Origin of the sequence: Paenibacillus sp. PK3_47 (assembly GCF_023520895.1) — a bacterium.
In the GTDB taxonomy this organism is placed as follows: domain Bacteria; phylum Bacillota; class Bacilli; order Paenibacillales; family Paenibacillaceae; genus Paenibacillus_AQ.
The window spans coordinates 6,039,371-6,058,687 of record NZ_CP026029.1 but is presented as its reverse complement, the minus strand read 5'-3'; the positions used below and the strand labels follow the sequence as shown (position 1 = coordinate 6,058,687).

12 protein-coding genes are annotated in these 19,317 nt (G+C 51.4%); 1 reads left to right on the top strand and 11 read right to left on the bottom strand.

The window, feature by feature from the left end; genetic code table 11:
* Positions 1-15: 15 nt before the first annotated feature.
* The 3 genes from C2I18_RS26460 to C2I18_RS26450 form a co-directional block, all read right to left on the bottom strand.
* Positions 16-2,181, bottom strand: a complete 2,166-nt coding sequence (locus C2I18_RS26460) for an EAL domain-containing protein (RefSeq protein WP_249898681.1) — start codon at positions 2,179-2,181, stop codon at positions 16-18.
* A 29-nt stretch (positions 2,182-2,210) separates the two neighbouring features.
* Positions 2,211-3,689, bottom strand: coding sequence for an Lsa family ABC-F type ribosomal protection protein (locus C2I18_RS26455; RefSeq protein ID WP_249902257.1), 1,479 nt, complete (start codon positions 3,687-3,689; stop codon positions 2,211-2,213).
* Between the two features lie 374 nt (positions 3,690-4,063).
* Positions 4,064-6,448 carry a polyprenyl synthetase family protein gene (locus C2I18_RS26450; RefSeq protein ID WP_249898680.1) on the bottom strand — a complete coding sequence of 795 codons (2,385 nt, stop codon included), beginning with the start codon at positions 6,446-6,448 and terminating at the stop codon, positions 4,064-4,066.
* A gap of 138 nt (positions 6,449-6,586) precedes the next feature.
* Here C2I18_RS26450 and C2I18_RS26445 point away from each other — a divergent pair, with 138 nt between their 5' ends.
* Complete coding sequence (locus C2I18_RS26445) at positions 6,587-7,123, top strand: cupin domain-containing protein (RefSeq protein ID WP_249898679.1); 537 nt, start codon at positions 6,587-6,589, stop codon at positions 7,121-7,123.
* Between the two features lie 719 nt (positions 7,124-7,842).
* On the opposite strand, the gene C2I18_RS26440 is transcribed toward C2I18_RS26445, so the two are convergent.
* The 8 genes from C2I18_RS26440 to C2I18_RS26410 all read right to left on the bottom strand — a co-directional run bounded on the left by C2I18_RS26440 (position 7,843) and on the right by C2I18_RS26410 (position 19,133).
* On the bottom strand, positions 7,843-8,424 hold the full coding sequence (locus C2I18_RS26440; RefSeq protein WP_249898678.1) for an LOG family protein: 582 nt from the start codon (positions 8,422-8,424) through the stop codon (positions 7,843-7,845).
* 93 nt (positions 8,425-8,517) lie between these two features.
* Positions 8,518-10,824 (bottom strand): histidine kinase, encoded by a 2,307-nt coding sequence (locus tag C2I18_RS26435; RefSeq protein ID WP_249898677.1) that lies wholly within the window; start codon positions 10,822-10,824, stop codon positions 8,518-8,520.
* Positions 10,825-10,892: 68 nt separating this feature from the next.
* Complete coding sequence (gene kdpC / locus C2I18_RS26430) at positions 10,893-11,522, bottom strand: potassium-transporting ATPase subunit KdpC (protein WP_481857847.1); 630 nt, start codon at positions 11,520-11,522, stop codon at positions 10,893-10,895.
* Positions 11,523-11,550: 28 nt separating this feature from the next.
* Positions 11,551-13,584, bottom strand: a complete 2,034-nt coding sequence (gene kdpB / locus C2I18_RS26425; RefSeq protein WP_249898675.1) for a potassium-transporting ATPase subunit KdpB — start codon at positions 13,582-13,584, stop codon at positions 11,551-11,553.
* A gap of 18 nt (positions 13,585-13,602) precedes the next feature.
* Complete coding sequence (gene kdpA / locus C2I18_RS26420; RefSeq protein ID WP_275100942.1) at positions 13,603-15,279, bottom strand: potassium-transporting ATPase subunit KdpA; 1,677 nt, start codon at positions 15,277-15,279, stop codon at positions 13,603-13,605.
* A gap of 51 nt (positions 15,280-15,330) precedes the next feature.
* Positions 15,331-15,408 carry a K(+)-transporting ATPase subunit F gene (gene kdpF / locus C2I18_RS29865; protein ID WP_481857961.1) on the bottom strand — a complete coding sequence of 26 codons (78 nt, stop codon included), beginning with the start codon at positions 15,406-15,408 and terminating at the stop codon, positions 15,331-15,333.
* Positions 15,409-15,739: 331 nt separating this feature from the next.
* On the bottom strand, positions 15,740-16,447 hold the full coding sequence (locus C2I18_RS26415; RefSeq protein ID WP_249898674.1) for a response regulator: 708 nt from the start codon (positions 16,445-16,447) through the stop codon (positions 15,740-15,742).
* Positions 16,440-19,133 carry a sensor histidine kinase gene (locus tag C2I18_RS26410; protein ID WP_249898673.1) on the bottom strand — a complete coding sequence of 898 codons (2,694 nt, stop codon included), beginning with the start codon at positions 19,131-19,133 and terminating at the stop codon, positions 16,440-16,442. The genes C2I18_RS26415 and C2I18_RS26410 overlap by 8 nt, the downstream gene beginning before the upstream one ends.
* Positions 19,134-19,317: the final 184 nt, after the last annotated feature.

Below are 19,317 nucleotides of genomic sequence, written 5' to 3'. Positions count from 1 at the left end.
GCTCAGACTGGAAATTTATTTGAGATGCAGCTGGGCTGCAATATTTTTGACATACTTATATTTGTTGGTCTTGATTAATCTGCAGCGGGGAAGAATCGGGCTTTTCTCCATTTCTTCAGTCAAATTACCCAGAAGCCGTTCCAACTGAAGCCGTTCCCTGTCATTCATGATAAATTCAAAGCCGTATTGATAAATCTCTTCGTCCGCTTCCTGTTTCCAGACAACGGTGCCGCTGAGCTGGACATTTTCTCCGAGAATTTCTGTCTCCAGCTGAAGCACGATATCTTTATTAACCGTTAACGCCAGATGGGTCAGGAAGCGCAGGCCGCCAGCGCCGATATCCTCCACAACGACCTCGGTCATGCCGAGGCTCAGCCTTCTGTCCTTGATTTTAACGATTGTCATTTGGGCACTCAACGGAAGCAAAAGCGGAATACGGATATGTCTGCGCCGGTCTTCGGTAACCCCCGGTGAGCTTGTCCCGCCGGGCGTCAGCACCTTCTGCATTAACAGGTCAGAGAAATCAGCCACGGCTGCGGGTCTGCTGAACAGATAGCCCTGGATTTCGTCACAGCCGTTTTTTTTAAGAAAGGATAACTGTTCAGCAGTTTCCACACCCTCAGCCACTACCTTCATGCCCAAACCATGAGCCAGTTGGATCACTGAAGCAACAATGACGGTGTTCGAGCGTTCCGTAGTGAGATTGCGGATAAAGCCTTTATCAATTTTCAAGATATCCATCTTACACTGGGCCAGATAAGCAAGTGACAAGTACCCTGTGCCGTAATCGTCCAGAGACACTTTAATGCCCATTTCTCTTAATTCCGCAACCACGGAGATGACAAGCTTCTCATTATCCTTAATAGAAGTTTCTGTGAGCTCAAACTCAAGCCATCCGCCTCCGGTTTCATGCTCTGCCAGGATACCTTTTACTTTGTGGATAAAAGTTTTGGACAGGAAGAACTGTACGGCTACATTGACAGATACCGGAACCGCCGGCCTGCCCTCCTCCTGCCACGATTTTATCTGCCGGCATACCGTTTGAATGACCCACTCGGTTAAGGGAATGATCAGTCCTGTCTCTTCAGCAATTGAGATGAACTCTGTGGGAGACAGGACTCCCCATTCCGGATGGTCCCAGCGGATCAGCGCTTCAGCACCCCGTATCTTACCTGTTGCCGCCTCTACCCGTGGCTGATAATACAGCTCCAGCATGTCCCCGTAAATGGCGAGCCGGAGATCTTTTTCGAGAGAGAGCTTCTTATAGCTGTTGATATCCACTACCGGATTATAAGTGGTATGTTGATTCCTTCCGTTCTTCTTGGAACGGTACAGTGCAATATCAGCATTTTTCAGTAACAAATCAGCATCCTGCCCATGCTCCGGGTAAAAGCTGATTCCCAGACTGCCTGTAATGAACAGTTCATGGTTCATAATCTCAAAAGGATTCTCTTCAATGGCAGCAAGCAGACTGCCGGCTATTTCATTGATTTTATCAGGGTCAGAAAATGTCCGGTCTACAATGACTGCAAATTCATCACCGCCGAGACGGGCAATATAACCTTTGTCAGCTATCTGCTGAGCCAGTCTTCCGGCCAGTTGTTTAATCAAAAGATCACCAAGCTGGTGTCCCACAGTGTCTTGGAGGTTCTTGAACCGGTCGATATCCATATAAAACAGTGCAAAGGATTCTTGGTCTTCCCCAGCCTGCCGCACAGTCTCATCCAGTTTGTTCTCGAGAGCCCTGCGGTTCGGCAGTCCGGTCAGGTAGTCATGGTAAACCATATGTTCAATGGTCTGCTCCTGCTGCTTGCGCTCGGTGATATTAAAGGCATAACCAATTAAGCCTTCCTCTGACGGGACAACCCGGACTTCCAGCCATTCTCCGGTCCGCTCATAATAGGCTTCGAACAGAACCGGAACCTTCTCATTCATGGCCTTCTTGTAATGCTCCTGGAAATCGCCGCCCACAGCATCCGGGAGAACATCCAATATGCTCTTTCCGAGCAGCTCCTCACGGCTCATCCGCACAAAGTTCTGCATCGGTTTGTTCGTATAGGTGATGCACCAATCGTGATCAAGAATAAAGAACCCGTTCGTTATGTTATCCAAAATGATCTCGGTAGGCGGTAAATAGGCCGGATGCTGCGGCTCTAATTCATCGGGGTTATCGTTGCTCATGCCTTAAGGTACCTCACTTAACTTGGGTATTAAAGTTCAACAATCTCTGTAGCTATATTACTGCAAAATTGGCTGTCATGCTCTACAAAAAGAAGGGTCGGCCTAAATTCCAGCAGCAGCTCCTCAATCTGCATCCGGGAGATGACATCGATAAAATTCAGCGGCTCATCCCAGATGTGGAGGTGGACCTCTTCACACAGGCTTTTGGCAATCAGCACCTTCTTCTTCTGGCCGCCGCTGAAGGTGGAGATCTCCTTCCCGAGCTGGACTCTGGAGAAATCGAGCTTCCGGAGTATCGCTTTAAAAAGACTCTCGTCGATCCCCTGCTCTCTCGCATAATCCGTCAGATTACCCTGTAGATGAGAGGTGTCCTGGGATACGTAGGATATTTTCAGCCCATTGTCTATAGTGAAGGCTCCGGTATAGCTGATATCTTCGCCGCAGATCAGTTTGAGGATGCTGGATTTTCCGGAGCCGTTTTTGCCGGACAACGCGATGCGCTCACCCTGCTCAATAACGAAGCTGACATTATCACACACAAGCTTCTCACCGTAATAGACAGACACATTTTCCAGCTCGGCAAGCTGCGGTTTGTGGTAGGCAAGCTGTGTAATTTCCAGTCTTTCCGCGCTTTCGATATTCTTCAGGAGCTTGCTCTTCTCCTCAATCGCATTCTGCTGCCGCTGCTGGATGGATTTGGAGCGTTTCATCATTTTGGCAGCCTTGTGGCCGACATAACCTTTGTCGATCTTGGAGCCGGAGTTTCTCGTTCCGTTTTTGCTTTTTTCCACTTCATGGGACCAGTTGCCCGTCCGTTTCGCCGAATCCGACAAACGTTTGATGTCCCGCTTCAGCTTTTCATTCTCTGCAGATTCGAACTGATCCTGTCTCCGTTTATTTTCCCACCAGCTGGAGAAGTTCCCCTTCTGGATCTCGATATTGGTCTTGTTAATGGAAAGGATATGGTCCACGCAGTTATCCAGAAAAGCCCGGTCATGCGATACGAGAATATACCCGCTTTTGGATCTCAGATAATCACTGACAAGCTTTCTTCCGCTTATGTCCAGATGGTTCGTCGGTTCATCGATCAGCAGGAAACTGTTCTCCTTAATGAACAAGGTTGCCAGCAGCACCTTCGTCTGCTCCCCGTTCGACAGGGAATTAAAGGGCCGGTACAATGCCTCTTCGGACATCTTCAGCAGCGTGAGCTCGCGCATCAGCTTCCAGTGGACATAATCAGGATAAATATCGTTAACGACATCAATCGTATTGGACTCCCGGTTCTCTATATGGAATGGAAAATAATCAAAGTCCACCTGGGCGGAAATGCTTCCGCTGTACTCATATTTGCCCAGCAGCAGATTCATGAAGGTGGTCTTGCCTCTGCCGTTTCTGCCGGTAAAGCCGAGTTTCCAGTCGGTATCCATCTGAAAGCTGACATTTTCAAAAATAGGGTCATAGCTGCCTTCGTAGGCAAACGACAGGTTGGTAACATTTATAAGTGACATCATATACGCCTCCTGTACAATAAATAAGAGCCGCAAGAAAGTTACCTCTCCCGCAGCTCAAATAAATACAGCAAACCCGCCCCCTCCGGGGACAGATAAGGATATATCGTTTGAGTGAAAAGTAAGGAGTAACTTTCTTGCAGATAAAAAATAAAACAGGCAGGAAATAACGGCTTGCCGCCCTTACTGGACGGTATCCGTATCAGCAGAAATATAAGAAATATCCGCTGTGCTGTTCTATCATTTAACAAATTCCGCAAGAAAAATTACTCCATTATACTCTTCAGCTCCCGTCACTTAATGTATAGGTATCATAACATTGCATTTTTGAATTTTCAACATTATTGCCTTTACCGGCTACAATAGTCTGCAGATCAATGCTCCCGGTTAATCAGATAATTGAGCAGATGCTTCAGAAATGGGATCCCCCGCGGCAGCTCCCCAAGTGCGTCCGTTGCCAGGCAATAGTGCTCCCACATTTCCTGTCTGGCGCCTTCCAGTCCGAGGACCGTAACAAATGTCGAAGTGTTGTTCCCGGCATCCTGGCCGACAGGCTTGCCCAGCAGGGACTGGTCCCCTTCCGTATCCAGCAGATCATCCTTGATCTGAAAAGCAATGCCTGCATGATAAGCGTATTTCTTCAGAGCAGCAATCTCCTGTTCGTTAACCCGGGCCAGAATGGCCGGCATGACCAGCGCAGCCTCAAAGGCAATTCCGGTTTTGTAAAAACAGATTTCATTCAGCTCTGCAAGGGTCAGCGGCCTGCCTTTGGAATGCAAATCCATGGCCTGCCCTACGCACATGTCCTCTGTTTTCCGGGCAGAATATTTCATCAGCTTCAGCACGGTCTCCGGATCAAAGCGTTCCAGTGACGCCTGCTCCTCCGTGGCTTTTTGAATCAGGAACAGGCCGGTCAATTCAGCAGTAGCAGGATCATGCACCTCATGCAGGGTGTCACGGCCTCTGCGGGTAGACGCATTATCCTGAGAAGGCAGGTCATCAAAGATCAGCGAAGCCGTGTGCATATATTCAAGTGATCTCAGAAGCGGAATAAGATCGGCTGCCTGCAGTCCGTATTCCCGTACCCCCATAACCCAGGTCAAAATCGGGCGGAGGCGTTTGCCGTCCCCGTTCAGGCTGTAATTGGCGGCGTCGATCAGCAGATTTTTCATCGGCGGCATGCCGGCAGGCTTTTCGATCAGGAGCTGGCTGTTAATCTCTTCACGGACTTCAGTAACGATGCTGTGAAATTCATCCTTGTCTTTGCCGTTATTCTTGAGGGTCATGATCAGCTGGTCACGAAGCAGCTTGTCGAAGAAATCCACATCATCCGCTTTGGTTACCAGCCGCTGCACCAGCTCATTGAATCCGGGGCTGCCGGAAGCGAAGATGTCCATGACTTCCTTATATTTTGCCAATCCTAACCGTTCTTTGGAGCGCTTTAAACCGTTAATCACCCGGTCCAGGATGACTTCACGGGTCTTGGGGTCGGATGCATACACGTTATGGAGCAGATGGGAGATTACGGTCCAGTATAGTTCAAAGGGATTCAGCAGGTCGGATCGTGTATCCCGGTATTTTAGATAATAAGTATAAGGTGTAACTGCGCCTTCCTTCATATCCTCGAACATATCGGCAAAATCATCCGCTAACTGGTTATACAGCCCGTAATGAAAGGTCCGGTGATCAAAGCCTTCATCTTCAGGAGCATTAATAACGGAACGGACAATCAACCGGGAGGAGGCCGATTTCAGAATGACCGGAAGGTACAGCTCTTCATTCGTGTAGTTGTCATGCGCCAGGCTTTTGGCCCGGTCCACCTCCTGGGAATGAAAGAATACATAAGAACGCTCAAAAAACGAACCCTCCGTGTCCGGCCGCTGCACACTTTTAATATATTCAAAGGCTTCCCGCAGCTCTGAATGCACATAATGGATCATTGGCAGCTTGGCTCCGGTCCATTCTCCCGGCTCAGGCACCGTACCGCTAAGCAGCGCCTGGCGGATCATCCGGGAATATTGCTCTTTCTCAGCAGCGGTTAATGCGCCGGAATCCAGCAGATCATCGATAAAAGGATAAGTCAGACCGTAGGAGTATCCCAGCCGTATCGCCTGGTCTAGCTGCCGGGAACGCTCCTCACGTGTAACGCCTTCCCCCAGCTCCTCCAGGGCATTCATGACCACCCCGATGATGATTTTGATCAGCTTGCGCTGGGCATGCTCGGCGTTCATCTCTTGCGGGAGATTGGCGGAGACGGATTTCAGCTTGCCGATCACCCAAATTACAGCCGCTTCTACCCCTTCCTTCTGCCCCCACCGGTACAGCTGTGCCAGATTCATAATATCCGGCTGTCCGCCTTTTTGCGGAGCCGTTCCGGGCAGGAACTGGGTTTTAATATCTTCAACCATCCGCCGGATCCGGGCTGCAGTCTGCGGAGAATCCAGCGCTTTGCCCAAATCTCTCATATAGATGTAAGAAATGCTGCGGTCCAGATAATCATCCAGCTTGCCTGTATATTTCAGCCACTGCAGATATTTTTGGTAATCCGTTGTGCCGGGTTTTCTGTTGTTGCGCGAAAAAAAGGACAGCCAGGACGTCCGGTGAATATGATTCTTTTTCCACAAGTTAAAATCTGCGGTGAGGACGGGCACATACCCCTTCTCCTTCACCTGCGCATCCAGCGCTGCAAAATAACGCCCCGCTTTCTGCTCCGCCAGCTGATACGCTCTCCCGGCATTTTGTGTATAAACCATACTCATAGATGAATTACCTCAGCTTCTTAGTAAATTGTTCTTGTTCGTTATACGCGCAAGAAGCTGTACGGTTACGTATTGCCGCAGCGAAATACTTTCCAGAAAACGGGTAATGAATAGAAAAGAAACAGGAGGGAGAATCCAATGACTAAATTTCAATCAGCAGTACCGAAAGCGGAGGCGGCGGTAAAGACATTCATGTTCAAGGAGGATGGCCTGCTGCCGAATAACCCGAAGCTGCCGGCTGTTCTGTATCCTGGTGTCCTGAAGGAACAACCGGAACATATCCGGCAATTATTTAATGACAATGGCTGGCTGAACAGCTGGGAGGACGGCGTGTTCCCTTACCACCATTATCACAGCAATGCGCATGAGGTGCTGGGGGGCATTTCCGGAACCGCCCTTGTACAGATTGGCGGCGACTCCGGTGCCACCTTTGAGATTTCGCCGGGCGATGTACTGGTCCTGCCCGCCGGGACCGCGCACAAGAGCCTGTCGAGCAGCGATGACTTCCTTGTCGCCGGCGCCTATCCGGGCGGTATGCAGTACAATACGCGCAGGGCTGCGCCTGAGGACTGGGCCGAAGGGCTGCCTGAAATCGGCAAGGTTCCGCTGCCGCTGACAGATCCGGTATACGGGGACTCAGGGCCGCTGCTGAAAGCTTGGCGGGCAGAATCCTGATTTCCAGCCAGGAGATCAGGGATTTGTATATTCCGGGAATACTGCAGGCCACAGTGCCCCCACTAAGCAGGTGTTGAGAAACCCAGGACCATTCATGGCCCTGGGTTTCATTTAGGTTCAACGTCTGCGTACTGGAAACGGGGGAATGAGGGCCGTCTTCATGCAAGCAAGCCGGATCGTCATTATCTTAATGATCTTCATGTTCTGCATGGCTGCTGCCATCAGCAGCACATTATTCCCGGACATTTGGCAGTCCGGGCAAGACCTATGGATCCGTCGGCGGTGTGGGCCTCTTTCTTACGCTAACGGACCCAGCGTCCGTTATTTGCCGGAAATCGCCCCGCTTCCACCGCTAACGGACCGTAGTTCCTTTATTCCTCTAAATGTTAGACAAATTATGCCTTTACGGATGAAATAACGGACCTATGGTCCGTTAGCCTTCCAAAACACACTTCTAGGGCAAAATAACGGATCTGTGGTCCGTTAGCAAGCCAAGTAATGATTCACCAGCGCGGATGATGTATCGGCTGAAGGGAACGGTGTGTGTATAACGGGACCAGTGTGTTCAGTCACGCTGACGGGATCGGTTTTGCTCACTTTTAATTTCATTACTTCATTCGGTTCTGATTTGCAGCTTGCAAAAAGCTTTCCGGATGCACATAGCCCGGGCGGCTTATATGCGTTCAGTATTGTTTAACCTGGAATCCTGTTTCTGTTCCTCAGGTCCGATCCTCGGTCAAATAATTCGGAACAACGGGTGCTTTATAGCTGGAGAACTGCTCCAGGATTCCTTGGGGTGTTGTATCAGTAATGATCATCGGGCGGTATTTATCCTGCATGAACTGCTCTTCCGACATCCGGTTAAACATGGCGATCAGCGGATCATAGTAATGATTGATGTTCAGAATACCGCAGGGCTTAACGTGCAGGCCGAGCTGCCCCCATGTGAAAATCTCAAAATATTCCTCCATCGTTCCCGGTCCGCCGGGCAGCGCGATGAAGCCATCAGCAAGCTCAGCCATCGCAGACTTTCGTTCATGCATGGAATCCACCACAATCAGTTCGGACAGCCGGGTATGGGCTATTTCCCGGCTGTTCAAAAAATGCGGGATGATGCCCACAACACGGCCGCCGGCATGAAGCGCCGCATCCGCGACTGCGCCCATAAGTCCGACACTGGCGCCTCCATAAACCAGAGTAATCTGCCGCTCTGCCAGCTCTTTGCCAAGAGCTGCAGCCTGATCGCGGTATATCGGGGAAATTCCGGGACTTGACCCGCAAAAAACGGCGATGCTTTTCATACAGTATCTGCTCCTCTCAAACGGCTGTGTTCTACTACAAATTATAATCTAAATCTTAAAACGTATCACACCCGTTTGTAAATCTGAGGTCATTTATTGATCAGCGACTACCAGCATATCCATATGGCGGGCGTTGCGCAGCAGATATTGCATGAAGCTTTCTTTGAACAAGGTCCGCCAAAGCGGAGCCCGCGACTGTCCGATGATAAGCTGTGTTGTCTGTACCTCATTCATCCTGTTCAGCAGCTGCCCGTGAACGGCTCCAGGGCTCCCTGCGGCGGAAATTTCCATCAAACCGCCAAGCCGCTCTGTTAAATGACGGAGCAGCTCCAGCCGTTTCTTCTCTTCCCCCGTCTGATTCATATTGCAGTGCACATAATGCACATACCACTCCGCCTTCAGCCGGTGGGCAATCCGGAATCCGCGGCGGATCAGCCGCTCTGCCCGGGGACCTGTATCCACGCACACGAAGATCACCTCGCGTCTGCTCCATGGCCCCCTGAGCGAGGTGTCACGGTCCCAGGCCTCCAGGCGTTCGTCTACATCATCGGCAATTTCGCGCAGTGCCAGCTCCCGCAGCGCAATCAGATTACCGATCTTGAAGAAGGATTCCAGTGCCTGGTTCACCTTTTCGAACGCATAAATCTTTCCTGCCCGCATCCGTTCCTGGAGCATCTGCGGTGTAACATCGATCAGCTCCACCTCACTGGCCATCCTCAGGATGGCATCCGGAACGGTCTCCCGGACACGTACTCCTGTAAGCTGGGCCACGGCGTCATTCAGACTTTCCAGATGCTGCACATTTACAGTAGTAATTACCGATATGCCGTGCTCCAGCAAGTAATTAATGTCCTCATACCGCTTGCGGTTCCGGCTGCCGGGAACATTCGTATGAGCCAGTTCGTCCACCAGTACGACTTCCGGCTGCCGGGCAATGATCGCCTCACAGTCCATTTCAGCCAGTTCAGCCGACTGATATTTGATCTTGGCTTTGGGGATGACCGGCAGGCTGCCTATTTGAGCCCCGGTTTCCTTCCTGCCGTGTGTTTCCAGCAGGCCGATGACGACATCGATGCCTTTGTTCAGCAGCAGGTTGCCTTCCTGGAGCATTTTGTAGGTCTTGCCTACACCGGGAGCGGCTCCGATGTACACCTTAAAGGTGCCGCGCCGGATCGTCTCTATTCTTTTCTCCAGCTCCTGGCCGGTCAGCCGGTGAAAAGCGCCCGGGGCTGGTTTCGCCTTCGATTTGACCGGCAGAATCCGTTCCCCGTCCGCCTCCGCCCGGTCGGCCATCAGGAAGACGTCAATATTCCGTGCTGACCGCAGGACCCGGTTCGCAATCGATCCCTGCCATTTTTCCTGCCAGCGGCTTTGCTTGGAGTGGCCCATAACGATTCGGGTTACTTTATTGTGCATGGCATAACGGATCAGCCCGGACGGAAGCTGTCTCAGTGTCTTCAGCGGAAGCTCCTCAAATCTGGCATCCACCCGTTCCACAAGTTTGATGATCGAACGTTTAAAGGACTGCTGCTCTTTGGTCAGCGCGCGGCCTTTCCGGACAAACGTTACGGCAATCAGCTCACCGTTCAGTCTCTTGGCGATCTGCTGTCCCCTCCTTACATAGAGTGAACCGTTCCAGTGGTATTGTGCAGACACCAGGATTCTTTCTGCAGCACCGGAAGGCCCGGTCATTCCCTGCTCTTCCCGGTATTTCTCCAGTGAGTCGTTGACGCCTTCAGCCACCAGGCGCAGGGAAAGCTCGCGCAGTACGCCGAGGTTTCCCCTGCGGGACAGCGCCGGGGGCATCTCTCCGCCCAGTATTCCTTCTTCAATGCGTTTCAGAATCGTCTCGGGTGATACATCTATCAAGCGGACTTCATCCGCTAATTCCAGCGTATTCAATGGAACCGTCTCATCAGCGCGGATTCCGGTCATTTCATAGATTAATTCGCCCACTCCCCCGAGCTCGTACACATTGACCGTTGTAATCACACTGATTCCGTTATCCATTAAATAACGTATATCCTCCAGCCTGGTAGCAAAACGGGCTTCTTTACGGTTGCGGTGGGCAAGCCCGTCGACGAGAAGCACCTCGGGGTTACGTTCCAGCAGGGTCTCAAGCGGCAGATCCTTCTGCTCTTTGCCGTCCTTCTGCCAATGAATACTCGGCACCCGCTCCAGGTCTGTCAGCTGCTGGACTGTTTCACTCCGTCCCATGGTGGATACCGCACTGATGACCACATCAATGCCCTGCTGCTTCAGCAGCTTGCCCTCCTCCAGCATGTGATACGTTTTGCCGGAGCCGCTGACCGAGCCGATAATTATTTTGAGCTTACCCCGGTGCAGCTGATAGATAGAATAGAGGATTTCCTCCGGTGTCTTCCGTTTATATGGCGGCATGGCTGGCCTTCCTTTCCTGAATTAACGCATACTGCCCTGTCCGAGTTCCGGACAGGGCGCAAGCCTGACTATTGTGCCGTTATTTCCATAACCGCAGCGTTCAGTTTCAGCACGTTGACACGTTCCTCACCGAATACTCCGAGATCACGGCCTTTCGTATACTGCTGCACCAATGCTTCGAGCTCGCCTTCCGGTATCCCGCTCAGGGCACTAATCCGGGGGATTTGCACGTTTGCCCCCGCAGGCGAAATATGCGGATCGAGACCTGATCCCGAGTTCGTCACCAGATCAACCGGTAATTGCTGAACCGGCACCTCAGGGTTATTTGCTTTCCACGCTTCTATAGAGTCCTTCGTCCGCTGGAGCATATCAGGGTTAGACGGTCCATAGTTGTTCGAACCCGAAGCTTCAGCTTTATATTCAATACTGGATACACGGCCCTGAAACAATGCCGGATTTGTAAAGTTCTGACCGATCAGCTCGGAGCCAATGACTACACCGTCACCGTTCTTCAGCAGGCTTCCATTCGCCTGCTTGGGCATCAGCACCTGTGCAAGAGCCGTAGAAGCCAGCGGATACACAATTCCGCACAGGATTATAAATACAATGCTGAGACGGATCACACTTAACAAATAAACAGCTCCGGAAACAGCTGCAACTTCTTCCCTGTTTGAACCCACACTATTCATCTTGTTCATCCTTTCTGCGGTAGACACACAACGCTCATCAGATCCATATGCTGACAAACAGGTCGATGACCTTGATGCCGAGAAACGGAACGAGCATGCCGCCGAGACCATAGATAAAAATATTCCGCCGCAGTAATTTCACAGAGCTCATCGGCTTATACGAAACGCCTCTCATGGCCAGCGGAATCAGCAGCGGAATAATGATCGCGTTAAAGATCAGCGCGGAGATAATTGCCGAGCCGGGTGAACCGAGCCCCATTATATTCAGTACCTCCATCTGCGGGATGGCCAATGTGAACATCGCCGGGATGATCGCAAAATATTTGGCGATATCATTGGCGATACTGAATGTGGTCAATGCCCCGCGCGTCATCAGCAGCTGCTTGCCGATGGCCACCACTTCAATAATCTTGGACGGATCTGAATCCAGGTCCACCATATTGGCCGCTTCCTTGGCTGCCGAGGTCCCGCTGTTCATGGCTAGCCCCACATCAGCTTGTGCCAAGGCAGGCGCGTCATTTGTCCCGTCCCCTGTCATCGCCACCAGCTTGCCCTCGCTCTGCTCACGGCGGATCACTTCAATTTTATCCTCCGGTGTGCTTTCGGCTATAAAACCGTCCACTCCCGCTTCAGCAGCTATCGTTGCAGCAGTCAGCGGATTGTCCCCGGTACACATGATCGTTTTGATCCCCATTTTACGCAGCTCATCAAACCGTTCCTTCATTCCCGGTTTTACCGTGTCCTTCAAATAGATCAGCCCGTAAATCCGGTTGTCCACGGCTACAGCCAGCGGAGTACCGCCCTTGCCGGCCACCGCATTGGAATGAGTCTCCAGATTGTCTGGAATTTGTCCTCCCTGGGCGGACACCCACCGGCGTATGGAATCAACGGCACCCTTCCGGACCTTGCGTCCGTCCTGAAGGTCGATTCCGCTCATCCGCGTCTCCGCCCTGAATTCAATAAATTCACCGCCCGCAGCCCATTCCGGATCGTAGCGGTATCCCAGCTTTTTCACCAGTTCAATGACCGATCTTCCTTCGGGTGTCTCGTCTTTAAGCGAACTGATCGCTGCCCACACGGCCAGCTCTTCCTCACTCTCTTTACCTGCAGGAATCAATTCACTCGCCATTCGGTTGCCGAAGGTAATGGTACCTGTCTTGTCAAGAATCATCGTATTAATGTCCCCGGCAGCCTCCACTGCTTTGCCTGACATCGCCAGAACATTGAACTGGGTCACCCGGTCCATACCGGCAATCCCGATGGCTGACAATAATCCGCCGATAGTCGTCGGTATAAGACAGACCAGCAGCGCAATCAGCACAGGGATTTCCAGCTCCACCTCCAGATAGGCGGCTATCGGACGGAGGGTCACCACAACGATCAGGAAAATAATCGTCAAGCTGATCAGCAGCGTGTTCAGGGCGATTTCATTCGGCGTTTTTTGCCGCGAAGCACCTTCGACCAGCGAGATCATCCGGTCAAGAAAGGATTCTCCGGGATCGCTTGTAATCCGCACCTTGATTTCATCGCTCACGACTCTTGTACCGCCCGTGACCGAGTTGAAATCGCCGCCGGCCTCCTTAATCACCGGAGCCGATTCACCCGTAATCGCGGATTCATCCACCGAAGCCAGACCTTCTATCACTTCACCGTCGCCGGGGATCAGCTCCCCTTGGCTGACAATCACAATATCCCCTTTACGCAGCTCGGAAGAGGCCACTGTCTTGACGCTGCCGCCTGTCACCCTGTTAGCCGAGATATCCTGTTTGGTTTTTTTCAGGGTATCGGCCTGTGCTTTCCCGCGGCCTTCGGCCAGCGCTTCTGCAAAGTTCGCGAACAATAAGGTGACCAGCAGAATCAGGAATACTGTAATGTTGAAGCCTACTGCATCTCCCGCGCCAAAGTAACCCGGCATGACTACCATCAGCAGGACGATAAATGTCCCGATCTCTACAACGAACATGACCGGATTTTTCATCAAGGTGACCGGGTTCAGCTTCACAAAGCTGTCCTTCACCGCACTCTGCACCATCGGTCCAGTCAGCAGCTTTTTCTTATGGATTGTGCTCATCTCTGTTCTTCCTCTCCCCTACCTTAAAATCAAATGCTCGGCAACCGGACCTAATACAATGACTGGCAGGAAGGTCAGCGCACCGATAATAAGTACCGTACCGATAAGAATTCCGGTGAACAGCCCGTTGTCTGTCCGGAATGTGCCTATCGTCTCCGGAACGGGCTGCTTGCGGATCAGGGAGCCGGCGACGGCCAGCATTGCAATGATCGACACATAACGGCCGAGCAGCATGACAATACCTGTCATCACATTCCAGAAGGTGTTGTTATCCGCAAGCCCTTCAAATCCGGAGCCGTTGTTGGCAGCCGAGGATGCATATTCGTACAGAACCTGGGTCAATCCGTGATGACCGCTGTTGCTGATAGCCCCCTGGCCCAGATCGCTTATAAAGGAAACCGCCGTCGGGCCCAGAATGATCAGCGGATGCACCAGTATGGCTATGGCAATCAGCTTCATCTCCCTGGCTTCAATTTTGCGGCCGAGAAATTCCGGCGTCCGTCCCACCATCAGCCCGCAGAGGAACACAGCAAGCATGGCATACATCAGCATATTGATCAGTCCGACACCTTTGCCGCCGAACACATTGTTCAGCATCATCAGTGCCAGCGGCGTAATGCTGCCCAGCGGAGTCTGCGTATCATGCATATTATTGACACTCCCTGTAGTAGCTGCAGTTGTCACCGTAGTAAACAGGGCCGATTGCGGGATGCCAAAGCGTACCTCCTTGCCTTCCATACTGCCCTGCGAAGCCTCTATACCCAGTTCAGTGATGGCGGGATTCCCCTTAAGTTCGGCGGCATAGTTGAGCGACAGCAGCAGAACGAACAAAGTCATCATGGCAGCGAAGATGCCCCAGCCCTGCTTTTTATTTTTGGCGAACAAGCCGTACATATAGGGCAAGGAGGCGGGCAGCAGCCACATCGACAGAATTTCAATCACATTGGTGAGCGGTGAAGGGTTCTCGAAGGGATGGGCCGAGTTGGCACCAAAAAAACCGCCGCCGTTTGTACCAAGATGCTTTATCGATTCAAGTGAGGCAACAGGACCGATAGCAATCTGCTGACTCTGACCTTCCAGCGTTGTTACCTGTAGTGTAGGCTGTAGAGTCTGCGGAACCTGCAGTGCCACAAGCACCAGTGTTACAAGCAGTGCCAGCGGCAGGAATACCCGGGTATGCGCCTTGACAAAATCCTCAAAGAAATTCCCCAGCGTCTTTCGGCCGGTTATCCCCCGGACAAAAGCCACAGCCACTGACAAGCCGCTTGCCGCCGAAGTAAACATCATCATCGTAATAACAGCCATCTGCGAGAAATAAGACAGCCCGGTTTCCCCGCTGTAATGCTGAAGATTAGTGTTCGTAATGAAACTGATAACGGTATTGAACGTCAGTGTCTGCTCCATTTCACCGGCTCCGTTCGGATTCAGCGGCAGGCTGCCCTGCAGGCGCAGAATAAGATAACCGAAAGCCACCAGCACAATATTTGCCGAGAGAAAGCTTATGGCATACCGTTTCCAGGACATCCCCTCCCGGTGCCCAAGCCCGCTGATCCGGAAGATCCCCCGTTCCAGGCCGCCGAAGATCCGGTCCATCCGGTTCGGTTCATTGGAGAAAACATGATAAAGATAAGTCCCTGCCGGCTTCACCAGCAGCAGAAGTATGGCGATTACAATTACAATTTGCAAAATGCCCACGTATGACCCTCCTAATCTAATAAAATAGCCTTTTTTGTCAGTAACTGATCCCTAGAACTTCTCAGGATGAATCAAGGCGTATACCAGGTACAGAAACAACAGCAGAGCTGCTATAATGACCACTGTCATTTTCCCCCGCCCCCTTGATCATCCACGACCCGCCCGCACCACTGGACAAAGCCGTAGAACACACCGAATATGAGTGCAAGACACGCCAGCATATACACATCCATCATCACTACCCGCTCCTCTTTTTATAATCTGTCTCTGTGCCTCCAATTAACTTCTGAGTCAGCTTAACATTTCTGCTATTAGTTCGGGGTTAGGGTTTGCAGGAGAAAATTAAGATTGCATAAAAATGATTTTTAAACTGAAAAGATGCAAAAAAGCCATGCTCAAGCGAGCATGGCTTCTGTAATATCCGCTGACCGGACTTATAGCTGTAAAATTACGATAAATGTTACCGGGTTTCATCCCCCACCTGGAGCATCCGGTACCCCACCCCGATATGGGTCTGAATAATCTTGGATTGGGAGGGCTTTTCAATTTTTTTGCGCAGGGTAGCCATAAACACTCGCAGGGCCGGGATATCATAGGTGTGGCTTCCCCAGATTTCATGCAGAATGTAATTATGGGTCAGCACTTTGCCGGCGTTCTTCGCCAGCAGGCATAACAGTTTATATTCGCTCGGCGTAAGATGGACCTCTTCTTCCTCCACCCATACACAGCCGGCGGCATAATCAATTTTCAGGCTGCCGTTATGAAAAACAGACGCGTCTTTCAGCAGCTTATCGCTGTCATTGCGGATCCGCCGCAGACTGACGCGCAGTCTGGCCAGCAGCTCCTCCACGCTGAACGGCTTGGTGAGATAATCGTCTGCTCCGGCATCGAGCGCATCGATTTTGTCCCTGTCTTCACTGCGGGCACTGACGACGATGATGGGCAGGTTGGACCAGGAGCGGATCTTGCGGATAATTTCTACCCCATCCATATCGGGAAGGCCCAAATCGAGGATCATCAGATCCGGCGGGCTGGATACAGCCTCGAGAATCGAAGCTGCGCCTGTTTCTGCCGTATGATATTTATAGCCTTGTGTCTCCAGCGTAGTTGTAATAAGCTTCCGGATCGGTTTATCGTCCTCCACTACGAGAATTGACGGTTTATTCATGAACAATGACCTCCTCAGACTGCAAAGTAAAGCTGAATACCGTACCCTTGGGAACGTTATCTCTTACCTCAATGGTTCCTCCGTGTGCCTGTATAATGGATTTACAGAGCGCAAGCCCCAGCCCTAATCCGCGCCGGCCGTCTCCAAGGCTGTTATTAGCCGTATAGAACATATCAAACAACCGGCTTTGGGCTTCCGGCGGAATGCCGGGGCCGTTATCTGAAATTTCAACCAGCACCTGCTGATCTATTTTTTTCGCCGATACCTGAATAATAGAGCCTTCCTGCGTATATTTAATCGCATTGTCAATGATATTGATCAGCACCTGGATAATAAGGCGGGGGTCCATTTTGGCCATCAGCAGATCGTCTTCTACCGCTGTCGTAATTACATGCTCTCCGCTGCTGCGGTTGATATGTAACAAAGCCTCACTGATCACCTCTTCCATCAGCTCCGCCTGCATATTCAGATTCAGCGAGCCGTTATCAATCCGGGTAATGGACAGCAGATTCTCTACCAGATGGATCAGCCATATGGAATCATCATGGATATCATTATATAATCCTAGCTTCTGCGGTTCACTCAGCACACTGGAGTTGCTGATCAGAATCCCGGCATTGCCGGAAATACTGGTCAGAGGCGTCCGTAAATCGTGGGAGATGGACCGCAGCAAATTCCCCCGCAGCTGCTCCTGCTCGATCTGGCTGGTGATCTTTTTTTGCATCACATTCAGCTGTTCCTTCTCCAGTGCCAGTGCACATTCGCCCAGCATGGCGATCATCAGGCTTTTCTCAAATGCATCCAGCGGTTCTTCATGCTCCATGACAATGGCCGCTATGGCGAATACCGAATCTCCTCCTCTTACCGCAAGATAAAGACAGCTTGCCGCAGAGAATGTATCCGTAGTGGCTCCTGCCCGTTTGTTGTTCTTGTATACCCACTCGGCAACAGCGCGTTCGCTGCCTTCTGTATAAACATGCGCGTCCGCGGCAGCATCTTCCTTCGGAATAATCAGCGGTTCAGACAGGCCATCCTGCTCTACCGGATAAAAAATAATGGTTCTGTCCAGCAGCTTCACGAGCTGATTTGCAGTCTCGTTCATAATCGCCGGAATATTCTCCGCCTGCTGAAGCTTGCGGCTGGTCTCCAGCAGTACCTCGGTGCGGTAGGCCTTTTGTGCAGAGTGGCGTGCCTGTTCTTTTACCTTCATAGTCAGTGTGCTGGATATAAAAGAAGCCGTCAGCATCACCAGGAAGGTGACCGGATACCCCGAGTCATAAGCCTGAAAGGAGAAATAAGGGTAGGTAAAGAAATAGTTGAAGATCAGTACGCCCAGCACCGAAGTTGCTGCACTGTACAGTCTTCCGTTCGTCACCATGGCATTGATCAGGACGCCCAGAATGAACACGGTGATTATATTGGCTTCCCTGAAACCCAGGGATTGAAACCATATGCCGATTAAAGTGCAGGCTGCAAGAATGACGGTGCTTTTGACCGTATCACCCAAAGAGAGCTTGGGAGGATTGAGCAGTCCCCTTAATCTTGGCTCAGGAGCAGGAGAGGCATCCGGAATAATATAGATTTCGATGCCTGGTGCAAGAGTAGTCAGCTTGTCTACAAGGTTGGGTTTGCTTAGCCTCCGCTTTTTATGCTGGGAACGGCCGATGACGATTTTGGATACCCTGCTTGTTTTGGCATACTCGGCAATCTGTCCCGGAACATCCTCGCCGTACACTGTTGCAATCTGTGCCCCAAGCTGTTCTGCAAGCCGGAGATTCTTCCGCAGCTCTTCAACATTCCCGGGTGCTGACAGGCTGCTGTCTGCGGTCTCTACATATAATGCCGTAAAAGTTCCATGGAACGCCTCGGCCATTCTGGCCGCTGTACGGATCACCTTCTGGCTCGAAGGAGCTGAAGACAGACAGACAAGGATGTGGTCCTTGGTATAAAATTCTGTATGGGGAGCAGCGTCCCGGTTGAACGCCGCCTTTCTGTTCACCTGATCTGCCGTGTAGCGGAGGGCGATTTCGCGCAGGGCGGTCAGTTTACTTTTGACATAAAAATGGGTAAGTGCCTGCCGGGCCTGTTCTTCGGGATAAATCTTGCCTTTGTGGAGGCGGTCGATCAAATCATCCGGTTCGATATCGACAAGCTCTATATGATCGGCACTGTCAAAAACTTCATCCGGAATCATTTCGCGGACGCTAAAGCCTGTAATAGAAGCTGTAACCTCCTGCAGACTTTCAATATGCTGAACATTAACGGTAGTATAGACATGAATGCCTGCCCGCAGAAGCTCTTCCACATCCTGATAACGCTTCTTGTGGCGGCAGCCTGCTGCATTGGCATGGGACAGCTCATCCAGCAGGATAAGCTCCGGATTTCTCCGGATCGCCAGATCCAGGTTGAATTCATTGGACATGTTCCCTCGGACCGGTCCTGCCAGCGGCGGCATGAGCTCCAGCCCTTCCAAAAGAACGGATGTCTCCGGCCGGACATGGGGTTCAATGTAACCCGCGACTACATCCACTCCATCTTTCAGCATCTCACGGGCATCCAGCAGCATAGCATAAGTTTTACCCACTCCGGATGCATATCCGACAAAAATCTTCAGCTTCCCGCGGCGCTTCGCCGGCTGGATATCTGTAAGCTGCTCCTTCAGGTAACCGGGGCCGTCTGAATCCATTCTCAAGCTAATGCCCCTTTCCGGCAAAATAATTGCGTTTTTAGTGTAAGTATATCATGTGCCAAATCAGCACCGCATTACAACTTTGGCCGCCGCATTAAGATTGCATTAAGACGGGATACGGACTGCCGTAACGAATGAACCATTCCTGGTCAGCCTTTGATTGATGGCTGAAACATCAGGT

Excerpts from the sequence above, each read along its gene's own strand:
- C2I18_RS26460 (WP_249898681.1), bottom strand. The coding sequence starts at position 2,181 with ATGAGCAACGATAACCCCGATGAATTAGAGCCGCAGCATCCGGCCTAT.
- C2I18_RS26450 (WP_249898680.1), bottom strand. The coding sequence starts at position 6,448 with ATGAGTATGGTTTATACACAAAATGCCGGGAGAGCGTATCAGCTGGCG.
- C2I18_RS26410 (WP_249898673.1), bottom strand. The coding sequence starts at position 19,133 with ATGGATTCAGACGGCCCCGGTTACCTGAAGGAGCAGCTTACAGATATC.
- C2I18_RS26455 (WP_249902257.1), bottom strand. The coding sequence starts at position 3,689 with ATGTCACTTATAAATGTTACCAACCTGTCGTTTGCCTACGAAGGCAGC.
- C2I18_RS26445 (WP_249898679.1), top strand. The coding sequence starts at position 6,587 with ATGACTAAATTTCAATCAGCAGTACCGAAAGCGGAGGCGGCGGTAAAG.
- kdpB (WP_249898675.1), bottom strand. The coding sequence starts at position 13,584 with ATGAGCACAATCCATAAGAAAAAGCTGCTGACTGGACCGATGGTGCAG.
- kdpC (WP_481857847.1), bottom strand. The coding sequence starts at position 11,522 with ATGAACAAGATGAATAGTGTGGGTTCAAACAGGGAAGAAGTTGCAGCT.
- C2I18_RS26440 (WP_249898678.1), bottom strand. The coding sequence starts at position 8,424 with ATGAAAAGCATCGCCGTTTTTTGCGGGTCAAGTCCCGGAATTTCCCCG.
- C2I18_RS26415 (WP_249898674.1), bottom strand. The coding sequence starts at position 16,447 with ATGAATAAACCGTCAATTCTCGTAGTGGAGGACGATAAACCGATCCGG.
- kdpF (WP_481857961.1), bottom strand. The coding sequence starts at position 15,408 with ATGACAGTGGTCATTATAGCAGCTCTGCTGTTGTTTCTGTACCTGGTA.
- C2I18_RS26435 (WP_249898677.1), bottom strand. The coding sequence starts at position 10,824 with ATGCCGCCATATAAACGGAAGACACCGGAGGAAATCCTCTATTCTATC.